The sequence below is a fragment of the Actinocatenispora comari genome, assembly GCF_017312725.1.
GTDB classification, from domain to species: domain Bacteria; phylum Actinomycetota; class Actinomycetes; order Mycobacteriales; family Micromonosporaceae; genus Actinocatenispora; species Actinocatenispora comari.
The window spans coordinates 39,821-57,016 of sequence record NZ_BOPO01000149.1 but is presented as its reverse complement, the minus strand read 5'-3'; the positions used below and the strand labels follow the sequence as shown (position 1 = coordinate 57,016).

Sequence of the window (17,196 nt, the reverse complement as noted above, 5' to 3'; positions counted from 1 at the left end):
CTCCGTTGTCGATGCTCGACGGGCCGGTCGACCCGGGCGCGCGGCGTCGTGACCGCAGCGCGTCGAGCGAACTGAACTGTACTGAACAGTTCGCATGAACTCAACGGTTCAGTTCATGTGAACTCGACCGCACAGTTCAGCGTCCGGTATGCTTCCCGGCATGACCGAGACCACCAGGCGGGTGCCCGCCGGCGACCGGGCGGAGCGGAAGCGGGCCGCGATCGTGCAGGCGGCACGCGCCGAGTTCCTCCGGCAGGGTTTCGGCGTGAGCATGGACCTCATCGCCGCCCGCGCGGGCGTCTCGAAGGTGACGGTCTACAACCACTTCGGCAGCAAGGAAGAGCTGTTCACCGCCGTCGTCGGCGACTCGCTGGAGCACGCTCTCGGCGAACCGGCCGCCACGCTGGAGAAGGAGCTCGTCGACCCGGGCGACCTGCGGCAGATGCTGACCCGCACCGTGCACGCCTGGGTCCGCGGCATGACCGAGCCGGACGTGCTCGCCCTGCGCAGCCTCGTCACCAGCGAGATCCGCCGGTTCCCGGAGCTCGGCGCATCGTGGGAGGCCGGCGGCCCCGGACGGGTCTCGCCGATCCTCGAGACGCTCTTTCGTGACCTGGCCAAGCAGGGCGTGCTCGCGATGCCCGACGTCGAGGTGGCGGTGATCCAGCTCTACTCGCTGGTGCTCTACCCGCACTTCGTCTACGCCACCTACGGCGGGCACATCGAACCGGCGCTCACCGAACGCCTGATCGCCGCCGGCATCGACATGTTCCTCGAGTACTACGAAGCGGACCGGGCCTGATCCGGGACCGGGCGAGGTGCAACGCCGACGTGCCGGCGTTCCGTCATCCGGCCCACTGGGTACGGGCCAGGTCGAGCAGGGCGGTGAGGGCGGAGGTCGGGGAGCGGCGGGCGAGCCGGACCGCCTGGGTGTGCAGCACGGGTGCGCCCGCGCCCGGCTGCCAGGGAAGTACGACGAGATCGCCGCGGCGCAGTTCGCCGGCCACCGCGACGGCGGGCAGCATCGCCACGCCGAGCCCCGCCACCGCGCACTGCTTGACCGCCTCCAGGCTGACGAATTCGGCCAGTACCGGCGGGGCGACACCGCCGGCGCGCAGCTGCCGGTCGAACACCTCCCGGTGCGCGCAGCCCTCCTCGACCTGGATCAGCGGCTGGTCGGCGAGGTCGGCGGGGGCCACCGCCGTCGCCCCGGCCAGCTGGTGGTCCGGCGCGGCGACCAGCAGCAGCGGCTCGACCGCGAGCGACTCGACCGCGAGTCCGGTGCCGGCGATCGGCTCCTCCAGCAGCAGCGCCGCGTCCAACCGGGCCGCGGACAGGTCGGCGAGCAGCTCGGTGCGGGACGCCGGCCGGAACACCACCCGCAGCCGCGGATGCCGGTCGGCGAGGGCCCGCAGCACGTGCGGCAGCCGGTACGCGCAGAGGGTCTCGGCGGCGCCGATCCGCAGGGTGCCGACGAGCTCGCCGTCGCCCGCGGACATCGCGCGCAGTTCGGCGTGCGCGTCGTCGGCGAGCCGGAGGATGCGGTCCGCGTACTCGACGAGGCGTCGGCCGGCGTCGGTGATCACGATGCGCCGGCCGAGCCGCTCGAACAGCGGCGCGCCGACCTCCCGTTCCAGCGCCTTGATCTGCGCGGTGACGTTGGACTGCACGTACCCGAGGTCGGCGGCGGCGCGGGTGAAGCTGCCGGTGGCGGCGACCGCCCGGAAGGTGCGCAGCAGGCGAAGCTCCATGTATCAACAGTAGCGATGGGTCACATCAGCAACATTCGTTTGACGTGATGGGTGGTCCGCCCCTAGACAGGAAGCGTGTCCGTCACCTGCGAGCCCGTCGCCGCCCCGCCCCGGCGCGGCTTCCCGGCCCTGCTCGTCGCCACCGTCGGCGCCTTCGCGAACTACGCGGTACTGCTGCCGGTCGTCACCGCGTGGGCCGCGCACGGCGGCGCCAGCCCGGCCGGCGCCGGCGTCACCACCAGCGTGTTCATGCTCACCACGGTGCTCACCCAGGCACTCGTACCGCTGCTCGGGCGGCGCGTCGGCTTCCACGCCACGTTCGCGCTCGGCGTCGCGATCATGGTGCCGCCCACCATCGGGTACGCGCTGACCGATGCGCTGCCGCCGCTGATCGCGGTGTCCGCGCTGCGCGGCATCGGGTTCGGCCTGCTCAGCGTCTCCGGCAGCGCGCTCGTCGCCGAACTCGCGCCACCGGAGCGGCGCGGCCGGGCCAGCGGCGCGTACGGGCTGGCCGTGGCGCTGCCCAACGTCGCCCTGGTGCCGGTCGCCGTTGCCGGGGTCGACCTGGTCGGCTACCCGTCACTGTTCGTCGCGATCACCGTGGTGCCGCTCGCCGCGGCCGCGGCGATCCTCGCCATCCGCCGCACCCCGGCGACGCACCCGCCGGCCGACACCGGCCGGCCGCCGCTGGCCGCGATCGTCGGGCCGGTCGCGGTGATGCTCCCGATCGCCGTCGCCGCGACCGGCATCATCACCTTCGCGCCGCTGTCGGTACCGGCCGCCTCCGCCGCCGTGCTCGCCGTCTTCGGCGCCGCCGCCCTCGCCGGCCGCTGGGGCGCCGGCCAGCTCGCCGACCGCGCCCCCGGCACCCGCGCGGTCCGGGCGATCCTGCCGGTCGCGGTGCTCGGTGCCGGCGCCGGCCTGGCCCTCGTCGGCCTCGGCGGACACCTCGGTACCGGCCCCGGCGTCGCCGTCGCGCTGCTCGGCGCGCTGCTGCTCGGCGTCGGGTTCGGCGCCGCCCAGAACCAGACCCTGGTGCTGCTCTTCGAACGAGCCGGCGCCGGCCGGCACGGCACCGCCAGCGCCGTCTGGAACATGTCCCTGGACGCGGGTACCGGCGTCGGCGGCATCCTCCTCGGCACCCTCGCCACCCACGCCGGCTTCGCCCTCGCCTTCGCCCTCACCGCCGCCGCCCTCCTCGCCACCTGCCTGCCCCTCGCCCACCACACCTCCCGCCCCTGACCCCCGCCACCCTCCCGAAGCGGCCTGGCCCGTCCCCCCGCCTCCGAAGCGAGCCAGGCGGCGTCGGGCCAGCATCACCAGGCCCCGGAGTTCCGATGCGAGCTAGGCGGCGTCCAAGCCGATCACCGGTCCCCGACCTTCCGAGGCGGCCAGGCGGGGTTAGGATCGCGTCTCCGCGCCCCCGGCTCCCGAAGCGAGCCAGGCGGCGTCGGGCCAGCATCACCGGACCCCGAAGTTCCGATGCGAGCTAGGCGGCGTCCGAGCCGATCACCGGCCCCCGACCTTCCGAGGCGGCCAGGCGGGGTCAGGATCGCGTCTCCGCTTCCCCGGCCGGGGGATGGTCAAGGGGGCGACTGCCCCCTTGACGGGGAGGGGTGTGGGGAGGGGCGAAGCCCCGCCCCACGCTCTCCCCCACGCGGGGTCAAAGCAGCAGACAGAGGTGGCCCTCACCCCACCAGCCCGCGCACCGGAGCTGGCCCCGCACCTGGCACCCCGGCGCACCGAGCCGGACCCGACCCTTATTCACACCTCGAAGACCGCAGCGATGCCCTGCCCGACCCCGATGCAGGCAGCCGCGACGCCGAAGCCCCCGCCCCGCCGCCGAACCTCGCGGCACACGTCGACCATGACCCGGGCCGCCGACGCCCCCAGCGGATGCCCCATCGCGATCGCGCCACCGTTCGGGTTGACCCGGTCGCGCGCAATGCCCGGCAGCTCGTGCAGGCAGCTCAGCACCATCGCGGCGAACGCCTCGTTCAGCTCCCAGGCCACGATGTCCGACGTGGACAGTCCGGTACGGTCCAGCACGCGCTGGATCGCGGCGACCGGCGCGGTGGAGTACCGGTTCGGTTCGACCCCGACGACCGCGGTGGCGACCAGCCGGCCGAGCGGCGTGACGCCGAGCTCCGCGGCCACCTCGGCGGTCCCGACGAACGCGGCGAGCGCGCCGTCGTTGAGCGGCGAGGAGTTGCCGGCGGTGACCGGCCCGTCCGGGGTGAACGCCGGCTTCAGCTTCGCCAGCTTGGCGGCCGAGGTGTCGTCCCGGATCGACTCGTCGCGGCGGACCCGATCGACCGTCAGCACGTAGTCGTCGTGCAGTCCGCGCTGCCAGGCCGCGGCGGCGAGCTGGTGGCTGCGCAGCGCCCACTCGTCCTGCTCGGCCCGGCCGATGCCGAGCTCGACGGCGACCTGCTCGGCGCAGGCGCCGAGCGACGCGGTCCAGGTGTCCGGGAACGCCGGATTGACCATCCGCCAGCCGAGCCGCGTCGGGTACAGCTGCATCGACCGCGGCAGCTCCTCGTCCGGCGGCGGCAGCACGTACGGGGCGCGGCTCATGCTCTCCACCCCGCCGGCCACGACCAGCCGGGCGTCGCCGACCGCGACCGCGCGGCCGGCCTGCACGATCGCCTCGCCGCCGGAGCCGCACAACCGGTTGACGGTACTGCCGGGCACGGTCACCGGCAGCCCGGCGAGCAGCGCCGCCATCCGGGCCACGTTGCGGTTGTCCTCGCCGGCGCCGTTCGCGTCGCCGAGTACCACGTCGTCGATGGTCGCCGGGTCGAGGCCGTGGTGCCGGCGGACCAGCTCGGCGAGGGGCAGGGCGGCGAGATCGTCGGTCCGGATCCCGGACAGGCCGCCACGGTAGCGCCCGAACGGGGTGCGTACCGCGTCGATGAGGTAGGCATCCACGTCCGCGAATCTACCGGCGCGCGCCGGGGCTGGCAGAGTGGGTGGATGCGGAAGATCAGGTGGGGCATCCTCGCCACCGGCGGGATCGCGGCGACGTTCACCGAGGACCTGCTGACGATGCCGGACGCCGAGGTGGTGGCGGTCGGCTCGCGCAGCGTCGAGGCGGCCCGGCTCTTCGCCGACCGGTACGACATCCCCCGCGCGTACGGCAGCTGGGCGGAGCTGGCCGCGGACGGCGACGTGGACGTCGTGTACGTGGCCACCCCGCACAGCGCGCACCACGCCGCGGCGGCGGCCTGTCTGGACGCCGGCAAGGCGGTACTGGTGGAGAAGCCGGCGGCGCTGTCCGCCCCGCAGGCCGAGGACCTGGTGGCGCGGGCCAGGGCGGCGGGCGTGCTGCTCGTCGAGGCGATGTGGACCAGGACGCTGCCGGCGGTACGGGAGCTGACCGCGCGGATCGCCGCCGGCGCCATCGGTACCCCGCGGGTGGTGTCCGCCGACTTCGGGCTGACCGGCGAGTTCGCCCCGACGCACCGGCTGCGGGACCCGGCGCTCGGCGGCGGTGCGCTGCTCGACCTGGGCGTCTACCCGGTGGCGTTCGCGCAGCTGGTGCTCGGCGAGCCGGCGACGGTGACGGCGACCGGCACCCGTACCGCGGAGGGGGTGGACGAGACGGTCGGCCTGCTGCTCGGCCACGACTCCGGCGCCGTCGCCACGCTGACCTGCTCGATCGCGGCGGACACGCCGCGGGTGGCGGCGGTGTCCGGCGACGCGGGCCGGATCGAGCTGGACCGCGGGTTCTTCGCCCCGCACGGCTTCCGGCTGTACCGGGGTACGCACGTCGAGCAGGTCACCGCCGCACCGTCCGGGCGCGGGTACGTGCACGAGGCGGCCGAGGTGATGCGTTGCCTGCGCGCCGGCGAGACGGACAGCCCGCTGCTGCCGCTCGCCGACACCCTCGCCGTACTGCGCACCCTGGACGCCGCCCGCGCCCAGCTCGGCGTCCGCTACCCGGCGGAGTGACCGGGTAGCGGACTCAGCCCAGCAGCAGGTGCGCCAGGTAGTACATGACGAGCGCGAACAGCCCCGCCGCCGGCAGGGTGAGCACCCACGCGATGACGATGTTCCCGGCGACACCCCACCGGACCGCGGACAGCCGTTTCGTCGCACCCACGCCCATGATCGCCGCCGTGATGGTGTGCGTCGTGGAGATCGGGACGCCGAAACCCATCGAGGCGCCGAACAGCACGGCCGCGCCGCTGAGCTCCGCCGCGAAACCCTGCGGCGGGTCGAGGTGGATGATCCGGCGACCGAGGGTGCGGATCACGCGCCAGCCACCCGAGTAGGTGCCCGCGGCCATCACCCCGGCCGTCAGCAGGTAGACCCACCAGGGGATGTGGTGATCGTGCTGCATACCGCTGATGTTGAGGGCGAGGACCACGATGCCCATCGACTTGGCGGCGTCCTGCATGCCGTGCCCGAGCGCCATCAGCGCCGCCGAGCCGGTCTGCGCGTACCGGAAGCCGCGGTTCAGTTTGCCCGGCGCGGAGCGGCGGAACGTCCACATCACCGCGAGCATGACCAGGTAGCCGACCACCAGGCCGATGACCGGCGAGATGATCATCGGAACGATGACCTTGTCCAGGATGCCGGACCAGAGCACCTGGCCGTCCAGGCCGAGGCTGAGCGCGGCCAGGGTGGCGCCGACGAGCCCCCCGATCAGCGAGTGGGACGACGACGCCGGCAGCCCGAAGTACCAGGTGATCAGGTTCCAGGCGACCGCGCCGAACAGGCCGGCGAACACCACCACCAGGCTCTTGGTGCCGGTCGGCAGGGCGACGATGCCCTCGCCCACGGTGCCGGCGACCTTCGCGCCGAAGAACGAGCCGACCAGGTTGCCGAGCGCCGCCATGAGCAGGGCGACCCGGGGTGGAAGCGCGCGAGTCGACACCGAGGTGGCGATCGCGTTGGCGGCGTCGTGGAATCCGTTGGTGAACGCGAACACCATCGTCATCACGATCACCACGATGGCGCCGATCAGCAGAGCGCTCACCGGGTCAGGACTCCTTGGCCGCGATGGTCTCGACCGTGTTGGCGACGTGCTCGAACGCGTCGATCGCCTCTTCCAGGTCGTCCGCGACTTCCTTCATCTTCAGCACGTTGAGCGGCTCGTACTCGCCGGAGAACAGCCGCACGAGCAGCATCCGGTACTGCCGGTCGCCCTCGTTCTCCAGCCGGTTGACCTCGATCCAGTACGGTTCGAGCCCCTTCATGCCCTTGAGCTTCGGCATCGCCTCGGCGGTGAGCCGGGCCAGCTGGTTGAGCGTCTCGATCTGCTCGGACATCTCCCGGGGCAGCGAGGGGATCTCGGACAGCCCGTACAGGTAGACCAGGTTGCCGGCGGACTCCATCGCGTCCATCACGTCGTCCAGGCCGGACCCGAGCCGGTAGATGTCCTCCCGGTCGAACGGGGTGATGAACGTCGAGTTCACCTTGTTGTACAGCGCGTGGGTGACGTCGTCGTTGGCGTGTTCGACGTCCTGCAGACCCTCCGAGATGGACTGGATCTGGTCGGCGCTGGCGCCGACGGTCAAACCGGTCAGCAGCTCGGCGCCCCGGACCAGGTTGTGGGCCGCCTGGTTGAAGAAGTCGTAGAAGGCGTCCTCGGACGGACGGAGCTTGAATCGCACGGCAACCTCGTCGCGATCGCGGATGGTGTCACGGCGGATGCCGCGAGCCGGAGCCCCTGCCACCGTCGTCGCGACGGCGCGCTCCGGCGCCCGGCCGGTCCGATGCTAGGCATGCCCCGAGCTGGCAAAACACCCGACCACCCCTGGTCGAGACCGGTTCAGTCGGCGTTCACCTCCCGTTCATGTACGCCCCGCGTGACCTATACGGTGTGCGCTGCTGACGACACGGAAAGTATTCGCAGCGTCCTCAATCGCATACTGCCGCACGAAACCCGCGCAGTCTCGGCATTCCGCACACCCGAACGGGTGTCGCCGCGTCGGTGCCGGCGGCCCGGAACACGGCGGCGCGGTGCGGGTTGTGCGACCCGCACCGCGCCTGGCAACTCGGTTCCGTGTCCACCGGAGCTGGCCCAGCCCCGGCGGCCGAGAGATCGCCGGAACGAGAGGCTGTACTCGGCCTCGCCCGGTGCGATCTCTAGTCCAGCATGACGTCGGAATCCGTACCCGGCGAACGGTTTTCCGCCCCGCTGGGCGACCCGAACGGGACCCGCTGCGGCCCGGCGGCCGCATCCCTGGCCTCGCCCGGCGCCGCCGCGCCGGCCCGCGCCGCATCAGCGGTCCGCGCCGCTTCGGCGGCCCGCGCCGCTTCGGCGGTCCGCGCCGGGTCGCCGGGCGTAGCCGGGCCGCGGGGCGGTGCCGGGTCGGTGGATCGTGCCGGGTCGGCGGTGGCGGCCGCGGCGCCGCGGCCGGCGACCAACGCCAGTACGAGGACGCCGGCGATCGCGGCGAGCAGGCCGGACACCACCAGGGTGCGGTTGATGCCGACCGCGAACGCGGCCCGGAACGCGTGCGCCACGGTGTCCCTGGTGGCCGCCGGTACGTGCGCCAGCACCGCCTGGCCCTGGCCGGCGGCGAGCGCCGCCGCGGTACCGGCCGGCGCCTCCGCCGGCAGCCCGGCGGACAGCCCGCCGGAGAACACCGCGCCCAGTACCGCGATCCCGAGCGCCTGGCCGAGCTGGCGGAACGTGTTCAGCGCGCCGCCGGCCATGCCGGCCCGGTGCCGGGGCACCGCGGCCATCACCGCGCCGGACAGCGTCGGCAACGCCAGCCCCATCCCGACGCCCGCGACGAGCAGCCCGGGGATCAACCGGGTACCGGCCGCGCCGGCGGTCAGCCGTGCCTCGAGCAGGTCACCGGCCGCGAGTACCAGCAGCCCCAGGCCGACCGGCAGCTTCGGCGAGATGCCGTGCAGCAGCCGGCCGGCCAGCGCGGACACCACGAACCCGGCCGCGGACAGCGCCAGCCCACCGACCAGCCCGGCCCGGACCGGCCCGTCGCCGAGCATCGTCTGCAGCCACAGCGACGTGTACGGCAGGTACCCGAACGCACCGGCCTGCAGCAGCAGCGCCGCGGCGAGCAGCGCGGTGACCGAGCGGTTCCGGAACAGCGACAGGTCCAGCATCGGGTGCCGCCGCCGCGACTCGACCACCAGGAACACCGCCAGCGACACCGCCGCCAGCGCGAACGGGCCGAGCGTGCCGGCCGAGGTCCAGCCGTTGGCGGCGCCGCGGATCAGCGCGAACGTCGCCGCACCGGCCGCGACCGAGAACCCGATCATGCCCGGTACGTCCAGCCGGCCGGCGTGCGGATTGCGCGATTCGGTGAGCATCCGCGCCGACAGCGCCACCGCGACCACGCACACCGGCACGTTGACCAGGAAGATCGACTGCCAGTTCAGGTACTCGGTGAGCAGCCCGCCGGCGATCGGCCCGGCCGCCGCGGACGCGCCGGACACCGCACCCCAGACGCCGAACGCGATCCCGCGGTCCTTGCCGGTGTAGCTGGCGGTCAGCAGCGCCATCGAGGTGGCGAGCATCGCCGCGCCCCCGACGCCCTGCACCGCCCGCGCGGCGATCAGCACCGGCGCGTTCGGGGCGAGCGCGCTGGCCAGCGAGGCGGCCGCGAACACCACCAGCCCGGCCAGGTAGCTGCGCCGCCGCCCGTACCGGTCGGCCAGCGACCCGACCGTCAGCAGCAACGCGGCCAGCACCAGCGCGTACCCGTCGATCACCCACTGCAGCTCGCCGAACGAGGCGTCCAGGTGCTCGCCCATCGTCGGCAGCGCGACGACCACGATCGTCACGTCGATCATGAGCATCAGGTTGCCCAGGCAGACCGCGAGCAACGGCCCCCACTTCCGCATGATCGTTCCTCCCGTTGCGGATTCGTCTCGCCGGTCAGCCTGCGCGGGGGATGGCGGGATTCCCAATCATCCGCGTCCCGGTGGCGGAATCCGACATGAGCTAGGGTCGGGCGATGGAATCCGTTCCGCTGGACCGGCTCGACCGGCGCCTCGTACACGCCCTGAAGGTGGACGGCCGGGCCTCGTTCGCCCGGATGGGCGCGGTGCTCGGGGTCTCCGACCAGACCGTCGCCCGGCGGTACGCGCGGCTGCGGTCGTCCGGCGGGCTGCGCGTGGTCGGCGTCCCGGAGTGGTACGGGATGGAGCAGTGGTTCTTCCGGCTGCGCTCCACTCCGGACGCGGCGGCACCGATCGCCGAGGCGCTCGCCCGCCGCACCGACACGTACTGGGTGCATCTGGTCTCCGGCGGCAGCGAGGTGCTGTGCTCCACCCGGCCGGACACCCGGGCCAGCCGGGACGCGCTGCTGCTCGGCAAGCTGCCGCGCACCCCGCGGATCACCGACTTCACCGCCTACCAGCTGCTGCGCGGCTACGAGCCGGACCCGACGCTGTTCGTGCACCGGCTCGGCGACGGGCTCGAACCGGCCGAGGTGGACGCGCTGCGGCAGCCCGCGCCGACCGGGCTGCCGCCCGTCCCGCCGGACGACGCCGACCGCGCGATCCTCGCCGTACTCGGCCGGGACGGTCGGGCCGGCCACGCCGAGCTGGCCCGCGCCGCCGGCTGCTCGGAGTCGACCGCCCGCCGCCGGCTCGACACGCTGCGCTCGACCGGCCAGGTCCGGTTCGACCTCGACCTGGTCAACGACCTGATCGAGGTCGACACCACCGCGATGATCTTCCTGTCGGTGCTGCCCAGCGAGCTGTTCGCGGCGGCCGATCAGCTGATCCGGCACGCCCCGGTGAACTTCGCCGCCGCGGTCACCGGTCCGATCAACCTGATCGCCAGCGTCAGCTGCCCGGACGCCCGCGGCCTGTTCGAGTACCTCGGCGGGCCGATCGGCCGGCTCCCCGGCGTCACCGGGTACGAGACAGCCCCGTCGGTCCGGGTGCTCAAACGCCACGGGCAGCTCGGCTGACGCCGGAAAACCACGTTGCCGTGCTGTCGCGCGGCGGGATCCGACGTCGTACACCCGCCGCCAGCGACCTGCCCCGGCCGGCCGCGGCGGGTCAGCCGGTCGGATCCGGTGCGCTCGCCGGGGTGCGGAGGTCGGCGGCGAGGTCGGCGAGTTCGCGCAGGTGGTCGCTGCCGAGGTAGTCGACGCCGGCGGTGGCCAGCGCGCGCCAGAAGCGACGGCGCACCCCGGAACGCCAGGACGGGCCGCCCCAGAACCGCAGCGCCCGGCCGTCCGCGTGCACCCGGTCGACCAGCTCGGCCAGCCGGCGCCGCTCCCGGGCCGGGAACGGGCCGTTGCCGCGCCACCGGAACAGATTCGTCCAGCGCTCGCTGACCAGCGGCACCAGCTGCGGTGGCAACCGCTTGCCGGACACCTCGGCCAGCGTGCCGTCGCAGCCCAGCAGCCGTTCCGGCCACTCGGCGACGAACTCGTGCGGCGTACCCGCGCCGGTCACCACCACGCTGACCGGTCCACTGTGGACGGCGTCGCCGGCGTACCGGGTGAACAACCCGGGGTACCGGCCGAGCTGCTCGGCGAGCAGCGTGCAGCACTCCACCGGCTCGTCCTTCGCCTCCACCAGCAGTTGCAGCCCGCGCGGCGCCCCCGGGTACACCGCACCGAGCCGGCGGACCCGTTCCGCGAGCGGCTCCAGGTACAGCCGGGTCAGGGTGCGGTGCGGCGCCAGCTCCCGCCGGCTGTGCCCGACGAGCAGGTCACCGCGCACCGGGAAGACGTCGGCCTCGACGCTCGCGTACCCGAAGTGCAGCGCGGCGAGCAGCGGCCGCCGGTGCCGGTAGTCGTTGTGCGCGTGCCCGAACCGCAGGTACGGGTAGTCCGGCTCGCCGTCCGCGACTCGCCCTGCGGTACCCCGAAACATGGCTCCACGCTGGCACAACGCGCCCGGATCCGGGGCCGGATCGGCGGCCACCCGGCCCCGGGGCGCAGAATCGGGAGATGGCCGACGAGTTCGAGCGGCACCGGGACCACCTCACCGGCGTCGCGTACCGCCTGCTCGGGGGCATCGCCGAGGCCGAGGACGCGGTGCAGGAGGCGTGGCTGCGCTGGCGCGACGTGGACCAGACCGCGATCGACGATCCGCGCGCCTGGCTGACCACCGTCACCGGGCGGATCTGCCTGGACGTGCTGCGCTCGGCGCGGGTGCGCCGGGAGGCGTACGTGGGATCCTGGCTGCCGGAGCCGGTGGTGCGACCGCTCGCCGACGTCGCCACGCTCGACCCGGGCGAGCACGTCGCCCGTACCGACGAGGTGAGCATGGCACTGCTCGCGTTGCTGGAGCGCCTCACCCCGGAGCAGCGGGTCGCGTTCGTCCTGCACGACGTGTTCGACGTGCCGTTCGACCAGATCGCCGACACGCTGGGCATCCGGACCGAGGCGGCGCGGGCGCTCGCCTCCCGCGGCCGGCGCGCGGTGCGCGACTCGGGTGTGCCCCGGCACAACGCGGAGCTGGCCGAGCAGCGCCGGGTCGTCGCCGCGTTCCTGCGCGCCTGCCAACAGGGCGACCTGGCCGGGCTGCTCGCCGTACTGGCACCGGACGTCACCCTGACCGGCGACGGCGGCGGCCTCGCCCCGTCGATCCGGGAACCCGTCAGCGGCGCCGAGCGGGTCGGCCGGTTCCTGTTCAACCTCGGCCGGCGGGCCAGCGACCCGGACGTGGTGCTGCTGCCGGTGCTGGTCAACGGCGACCTCGGCCTGTACGGCGCGGGCGAGCTCGGCGGCAACCACACCGCGGTGGTGATGGCGTTCGGGATCGCCGACGGCCGGATCACCGCGGTCTTCAACCAGCTCAACCCGGAGAAGCTGGGGCACCTCCCACCGCTCGGGTCGACCTGACACCGGTCAGCAGGTCGGTTCTCGCAGGGTGAGCTCGGCGGCCCGGGCCAGCCACGGGCGAAACTCGGTGGCGAACGGCTCGGCGTCGGCGGTGATCGCGTCGAACACCTCGTCGGCCGCCGCCGCGGCCGCGGCGATCACGTCGGCCGGGTAGCCGTAGCGCACCTGATGCTCGGCGAACTCGTCCTCGTCCAGCCGTTCGATCCGGCCGCCCCGCCGGCGCACCACGTCGAGATCCAGGTCGACGGCGTGCAACTCGTCGCCGTGCCAGCTCGGCACGGTGGTCATGTCGGAGTAGATCTCGGTCGGGTGCGGCGCTGCGTTGAAGTTCGCCGTCCACCAGCGCTCGCCGTCGGGGACCAGCAGCACCTGCGCCACCTCCCAGGTCAGCGGCGGCTCGGAGCCGCGCTGCAGCGCGGTGCCGGCCGGTGCGCCCAGCCAGGTGCCGAACCGGTCGACGCCCAGCCGAACCGCATCGAAATGCCAGTGCAACGACCCGTCGTACTTGAAATAGCGCACCTGCACCCAGTCATCCGCAACCATGCCGCGACCGTACCCGCCGGGTCGGACGGCCGGCGTCGGCCTGTGGACAACGCCGGCCCCTGTGGACGACGCGGGGATGGCGCCGCCGGGTCGGGTAGCGTCGGGCGGCGTGACGAGCACCGTGCCGCAGACCCGGAGACCGTCCGCCCTCGACCTGCTGGGCGCGGCGGTCGCCGCGGTGCCCGGTGGCGCGAGCCGGCCGGGTCAGGTGCGCATGGCCGAAGCGGTCGACGAGGCGATCAACACCGGCGAGCACCTGCTCGTCCAGGCCGGCACCGGCACCGGCAAGTCGCTCGCCTACCTGGTCGGCGCGCTGCGTGAGCGGGGGCCGGTGGTGGTCTCCACCGCCACCCTCGCGCTGCAGGCGCAGCTGATCGAGCACGACCTGCCCCGGCTGGCCGAGGCGGTCACCCCGCTGCTCGGCCGGCCGCCGACGTTCGCGGTGCTGAAGGGCAGGCACCACTACGCCTGCCGGGCCCGGCTTGACGCCGGCGCCGAGGAGCCGGAGCCGGACCTGTTCGGCGAGTCCGGCAGCGGGTCGCAGTGGCTCGGCGCCGCCGGCCGGATCGGCAAGCAGGTGGTCCGGCTGCGGGAGTGGGCGGCCGACAGCGAGACCGGTGACCGGGACGAGCTCGATCCCGGTGTGGACGACATGGTCTGGCGCACGGTGTCCATGCCGGCGCGGGAATGCGTTGGCGCGCAACGCTGTCCGTTCGGCGACGAGTGCTTCGCCGAGGCGTCCCGGGTGCGCGCCCGGTCCGCCGACATCGTGGTCACCAACCACAGCCTGCTCGCCGTCGACATGATGTCCGGCCGGCACATCCTGCCGCCGCACGAGGTGCTGATCATCGACGAGGCGCACGAGCTGGCCGACCGGATGACCTCGGCGGCCCGTGCCGAGCTGTCCGCCGAGGCGATCGACCGGGCCACCCGGCGCGCCCGCACCCTGCTCGACGGCGGCGTGCTCGACCGGCTCACCGAGGCGTCCGACGCGCTGGCGCTCGCGCTCGCCGGCGCACCGCAGGGCCGGCTGGTGGAGCTGCCCGCCACGGTGCGCGACGCGGTGAGCCTGGTGCAGGCCGCCGGCCGGGCCGCGGTGAACGCGTTCGGCGACGTGCGCGCCGACGACCCCGACCCGGTGCACAAGCAGCAGGCGAAGTCGTCCGTGCAGACGATCGCCGAGGTGGCCGAGCGGCTGCTCGACTGCTCGCCGCAGGACGTCGTCTGGGTCGAGGGCGTCACCCAGGAGCATCCCGGGCTGCACGTGGCGCCGCTGTCGGTCGCCGGCCTGCTGCGGTCGCTGCTCTACGCCGACCGGACGGTCGTGGCCACCTCGGCCACGCTCGCGCTCGGCGGCCGGTTCGACACCGTCGCCGCCGGCCTGGGGCTGCCCGCCGGCTACGGCCGGACCCCGGAGACCAACGACGTCCGGCCCGACCCGCCGGCCGACGCCGCCGCCACACCGGCGCTGCGACCGACCCGGTCCACCCAGCCGTTCCTGCTGGCCGGCGACGACGACGGCGACGGCGAGCCGCCGGCCTGGCGGGCACTGGACGTCGGTTCCCCGTTCGACTACGCCAAGCAGGGCATCCTCTACGTCGCGGCCCGGCTGCCCCGGCCGACCCAGTCCGGGCTGTCCGATCCGGCCGCGGACGAGCTGGTGCGCCTGGTCGAGGCGCTGGGTGGCCGCACTCTCGGGCTGTTCTCCTCTCGCCGGGCAGCCGACCGGGCCGCCGAGGTGGTGCGCGCCGCCACCGGCGTCGAGGTCTACCTGCAGGGCGACGAGGCGCTGCCGATCCTGGTCCGCAAGTTCCGGCAGGAGCAGTCGAGCTGCCTGTTCGGGGTGATGTCGCTGTGGCAGGGGGTGGACGTGCCGGGTGACTCCTGCCAGCTGGTGGTGATCGACCGACTGCCGTTCCCCCGGCCGGACGAGCCGCTGTCGGCGGCCCGCAGCGCCGCGGTCGATGCGTCCGGCGGGTCCGGGTTCGCGGCGGTCAGCGTGCCGGCCGCGGCGGTCCGGCTGGCGCAGGGGGTGGGCCGGCTGGTCCGGGCCGACACCGACCGGGGCGTGGTCGCGGTGCTCGACTCGCGCCTGCACACCGCCCGGTCCTACGGCACGTTCCTGCGCAACTCGCTGCCGCCGTTCTGGTACACGACGAGTCCCGACGTCGTGCTCGGTGCGCTGCGACGACTCCGCGACACCTCGACCCCGGCCTGAGACACGCCACCGGCCCCGGCGGGGCCGGGGCCGGTGGTCGTCAGGTCGGTCAACTGGTGCCGTTGAGCAGGTCCTCGAAGGCGGTGGCGGTGGCGAACGGGTCCGCCTCGGCGGCCGGTTCACGCGCCGCGACCAGCGCGGCGAGTTCCCGGCCGGCCCGCTCGATCCGCTTCGCCAGGCCGGTCTCCGCGTCGGCGCTGCCCCACTCCTCGTTCGCCGCGTACACGCCGGTCGGCGCCACCACCGCGTGCAGGTAGCTGAACAGCGGCCGCAGCGCGTGGTCGAGCACCAGCGAGTGCCGGGCCGTACCGCCGGTCGCACCGATCAGCACCGGCCGGTCGGTGAGCGTTCCCTCGTCGAGCACGTCGAAGAACGACTTGAACAGCCCGCTGTACGAGGCGTTGAACGTCGGCGTCACCGCGATCACCGCGTCCGCGTTGGCGACCGTGGACAGCAGCGGCCGCAGCTTCGAGTTGGCGAAGCCGGTGACGAAGTTGTCGGCGATGTCGTGCGCGGCCTCGCGCAGCTCGACGGCCTCGACGTCGGTCTCGATGCCCAGCTCGGCGAGCCCGCGCACGGTCGCTTCGGTGAGCCGGTCGGTGAGCAGCCGGGTCGACGACGGCGCGCCGAGCCCGGCGCTGATCGCGACGATGCTGCGCCGCCCGAGCGGCGTGGCCCCGGTCATCGTGTCCTCCTCCCTGTCGCGCGTCACTGGGCGATCGGCTGGCCGTTCGCGGCGAGCAGGCTCGCGTGCGTCGGCGCGTCCGGCACGTGCGCCGGCCGTACCGCGGCGAACTCCTTGCGCAGCACCGGAACCACCTCCTCGCCGAGCAGGTCGAGCTGTTCCAGCACGACCTTCTCCGGCAGTCCGGCGTGGTCCATCAGGAACAGCTGCCGCTGGTAGTCCCCGACGTACTCCCGGAACCCGAGGGTACGGTCGATGACCTGCTGCGGGCTGCCCACCGTCAGCGGCGTCTCGGCGGTGAACTCCTCCAGCGACGGACCGTGCCCGTACACCGGGGCGTTGTCGAAGTACGGCCGGAACTCGCGCACCGCGTCCTGCGAGTTCCGGCGCATGAACACCTGCCCGCCGAGCCCGACGATGGCCTGGTCGGCGGCGCCGTGCCCGTAGTGTTCGAACCGCTTGCGATAGAACTCGACCATCTTCTGCGTGTGCTCGGCCGGCCAGAAGATGTGGTTGGCGAAGAACCCGTCGCCGTAGTAGGCGGCCTGCTCGGCGATCTCCGGGCTGCGGATCGACCCGTGCCAGACGAACGGGGGTACGCCGTCGAGCGGCCGCGGCGTGGCGGTGAAGCCGTGCAGCGGGGTGCGGTGCTTGCCCTCCCAGTCGACGACCTCCTCGGTCCACAGCCGGTGCAGCAGGTGGTAGTTCTCGATGGCGAGGTCGATGCCGTCCCGGATGTCCTTGCCGAACCACGGGTACACCGGGCCGGTGTTGCCGCGGCCCAGCGTCAGGTCGACCCGACCGTCGGCGAGGTGCTGCAGCATCGCGTAGTCCTCGGCGATCTTCACCGGGTCGTTGGTGGTGATCAGCGTGGTCGCCGTGGACAGGATGAGCCGGCTGGTGTTGGCCGCGACGTAGCCGAGCATCGTGGTCGGCGACGACGGTACGAACGGCGGGTTGTGGTGCTCGCCGAACGCGGCGAGGTCCAGCCCGACCTCTTCGGCCTTCTGCGCGATCCGGACCATGCTCTTGATCCGCTCGCCTTCGCTGGGTGTGCGGCCGGTCGTCGGGTCCGGTGTCACGTCCCCCACGGTGAAGATCCCGAACTGCATTGCCCCGCCACTCCCGTCGATAGTTGACTTCGCAAATACATCTGCCACAACGGCTGTCGGGCGCAGGTATTCCCCGGCGCCGTCCGAGCCCGTGCGC

At 73.6% G+C, this 17,196-nt stretch carries 15 protein-coding genes; 6 read left to right on the top strand and 9 right to left on the bottom strand.

From position 1 onward, the window contains the following. Positions 1–160 precede the first annotated feature (160 nt). Positions 161–802, top strand: coding sequence for a TetR/AcrR family transcriptional regulator (locus tag NUM_RS35060; protein ID WP_207129245.1), 642 nt, complete (start codon positions 161–163; stop codon positions 800–802). 43 nt (positions 803–845) lie between these two features. Here the strand turns inward: NUM_RS35060 and NUM_RS35055 are convergent, their stop codons facing one another. After that, positions 846–1,751: a LysR family transcriptional regulator gene (locus NUM_RS35055; RefSeq protein WP_207129244.1), complete on the bottom strand. Its 906-nt coding sequence runs from the start codon at positions 1,749–1,751 to the stop codon at positions 846–848. A 75-nt stretch (positions 1,752–1,826) separates the two neighbouring features. On the opposite strand from NUM_RS35055, the gene NUM_RS35050 reads away from it, so the two are divergent. Then, a complete protein-coding gene (locus NUM_RS35050) occupies positions 1,827–2,993 on the top strand; it encodes an MFS transporter (protein WP_207129243.1) in 1,167 nt (388 codons plus the stop codon). 522 nt (positions 2,994–3,515) lie between these two features. On the opposite strand, the gene NUM_RS35045 is transcribed toward NUM_RS35050, so the two are convergent. Continuing rightward, the gene (locus tag NUM_RS35045) at positions 3,516–4,682 is read right to left on the bottom strand and encodes a thiolase family protein (RefSeq protein WP_207129242.1); all 1,167 of its coding nucleotides are present in this window, start codon (positions 4,680–4,682) and stop codon (positions 3,516–3,518) included. Positions 4,683–4,727: 45 nt separating this feature from the next. Between NUM_RS35045 and NUM_RS35040 the strand changes: the two genes are divergently transcribed. Then, positions 4,728–5,705, top strand: a complete 978-nt coding sequence (locus NUM_RS35040; protein ID WP_207129241.1) for a Gfo/Idh/MocA family protein — start codon at positions 4,728–4,730, stop codon at positions 5,703–5,705. A gap of 13 nt (positions 5,706–5,718) precedes the next feature. On the opposite strand, the gene NUM_RS35035 is transcribed toward NUM_RS35040, so the two are convergent. The 3 genes from NUM_RS35035 to NUM_RS35025 all read right to left on the bottom strand — a co-directional run bounded on the left by NUM_RS35035 (position 5,719) and on the right by NUM_RS35025 (position 9,575). Next, positions 5,719–6,735, bottom strand: coding sequence for an inorganic phosphate transporter (locus NUM_RS35035; RefSeq protein WP_207129240.1), 1,017 nt, complete (start codon positions 6,733–6,735; stop codon positions 5,719–5,721). Positions 6,736–6,739: 4 nt separating this feature from the next. Beyond that, positions 6,740–7,372 (bottom strand): DUF47 domain-containing protein, encoded by a 633-nt coding sequence (locus NUM_RS35030; RefSeq protein ID WP_207129239.1) that lies wholly within the window; start codon positions 7,370–7,372, stop codon positions 6,740–6,742. A 475-nt stretch (positions 7,373–7,847) separates the two neighbouring features. After that, the gene (locus NUM_RS35025; protein ID WP_207129238.1) at positions 7,848–9,575 is read right to left on the bottom strand and encodes an MFS transporter; all 1,728 of its coding nucleotides are present in this window, start codon (positions 9,573–9,575) and stop codon (positions 7,848–7,850) included. A 113-nt stretch (positions 9,576–9,688) separates the two neighbouring features. On the opposite strand from NUM_RS35025, the gene NUM_RS35020 reads away from it, so the two are divergent. After that, complete coding sequence (locus NUM_RS35020; RefSeq protein ID WP_207129237.1) at positions 9,689–10,651, top strand: Lrp/AsnC family transcriptional regulator; 963 nt, start codon at positions 9,689–9,691, stop codon at positions 10,649–10,651. A gap of 91 nt (positions 10,652–10,742) precedes the next feature. Here the strand turns inward: NUM_RS35020 and NUM_RS35015 are convergent, their stop codons facing one another. Beyond that, entirely contained in the window at positions 10,743–11,567 is an 825-nt protein-coding gene (locus NUM_RS35015; protein WP_207129236.1) for a PI-PLC domain-containing protein, read from the bottom strand. Positions 11,568–11,644: 77 nt separating this feature from the next. Here NUM_RS35015 and sigJ point away from each other — a divergent pair, with 77 nt between their 5' ends. Continuing rightward, positions 11,645–12,541, top strand: coding sequence for an RNA polymerase sigma factor SigJ (gene sigJ / locus NUM_RS35010; RefSeq protein WP_207129235.1), 897 nt, complete (start codon positions 11,645–11,647; stop codon positions 12,539–12,541). A gap of 6 nt (positions 12,542–12,547) precedes the next feature. On the opposite strand, the gene NUM_RS35005 is transcribed toward sigJ, so the two are convergent. Next, on the bottom strand, positions 12,548–13,084 hold the full coding sequence (locus tag NUM_RS35005) for a DUF402 domain-containing protein (protein ID WP_207129234.1): 537 nt from the start codon (positions 13,082–13,084) through the stop codon (positions 12,548–12,550). A gap of 76 nt (positions 13,085–13,160) precedes the next feature. Between NUM_RS35005 and NUM_RS35000 the strand changes: the two genes are divergently transcribed. Further along, positions 13,161–15,302, top strand: a complete 2,142-nt coding sequence (locus tag NUM_RS35000) for an ATP-dependent DNA helicase (RefSeq protein ID WP_207129233.1) — start codon at positions 13,161–13,163, stop codon at positions 15,300–15,302. Positions 15,303–15,351: 49 nt separating this feature from the next. On the opposite strand, the gene NUM_RS34995 is transcribed toward NUM_RS35000, so the two are convergent. Together NUM_RS34995 and NUM_RS34990 are read right to left on the bottom strand one after the other, a co-directional pair. Beyond that, the gene (locus NUM_RS34995) at positions 15,352–15,987 is read right to left on the bottom strand and encodes an FMN reductase (RefSeq protein WP_207129232.1); all 636 of its coding nucleotides are present in this window, start codon (positions 15,985–15,987) and stop codon (positions 15,352–15,354) included. 23 nt (positions 15,988–16,010) lie between these two features. Beyond that, the gene (locus NUM_RS34990; RefSeq protein ID WP_207129231.1) at positions 16,011–17,099 is read right to left on the bottom strand and encodes an LLM class flavin-dependent oxidoreductase; all 1,089 of its coding nucleotides are present in this window, start codon (positions 17,097–17,099) and stop codon (positions 16,011–16,013) included. Between the last annotated feature and the right edge of the window lie 97 nt (positions 17,100–17,196).

Excerpts from the sequence above, each read along its gene's own strand:
- NUM_RS34990 (WP_207129231.1), bottom strand. The coding sequence starts at position 17,099 with ATGCAGTTCGGGATCTTCACCGTGGGGGACGTGACACCGGACCCGACG.
- NUM_RS35060 (WP_207129245.1), top strand. The coding sequence starts at position 161 with ATGACCGAGACCACCAGGCGGGTGCCCGCCGGCGACCGGGCGGAGCGG.
- sigJ (WP_207129235.1), top strand. The coding sequence starts at position 11,645 with ATGGCCGACGAGTTCGAGCGGCACCGGGACCACCTCACCGGCGTCGCG.
- NUM_RS35000 (WP_207129233.1), top strand. The coding sequence starts at position 13,161 with ATGGCGCCGCCGGGTCGGGTAGCGTCGGGCGGCGTGACGAGCACCGTG.
- NUM_RS35020 (WP_207129237.1), top strand. The coding sequence starts at position 9,689 with ATGGAATCCGTTCCGCTGGACCGGCTCGACCGGCGCCTCGTACACGCC.
- NUM_RS35040 (WP_207129241.1), top strand. The coding sequence starts at position 4,728 with ATGCGGAAGATCAGGTGGGGCATCCTCGCCACCGGCGGGATCGCGGCG.
- NUM_RS35015 (WP_207129236.1), bottom strand. The coding sequence starts at position 11,567 with ATGTTTCGGGGTACCGCAGGGCGAGTCGCGGACGGCGAGCCGGACTAC.
- NUM_RS35005 (WP_207129234.1), bottom strand. The coding sequence starts at position 13,084 with ATGGTTGCGGATGACTGGGTGCAGGTGCGCTATTTCAAGTACGACGGG.
- NUM_RS35025 (WP_207129238.1), bottom strand. The coding sequence starts at position 9,575 with ATGCGGAAGTGGGGGCCGTTGCTCGCGGTCTGCCTGGGCAACCTGATG.
- NUM_RS34995 (WP_207129232.1), bottom strand. The coding sequence starts at position 15,987 with ATGACCGGGGCCACGCCGCTCGGGCGGCGCAGCATCGTCGCGATCAGC.
- NUM_RS35055 (WP_207129244.1), bottom strand. The coding sequence starts at position 1,751 with ATGGAGCTTCGCCTGCTGCGCACCTTCCGGGCGGTCGCCGCCACCGGC.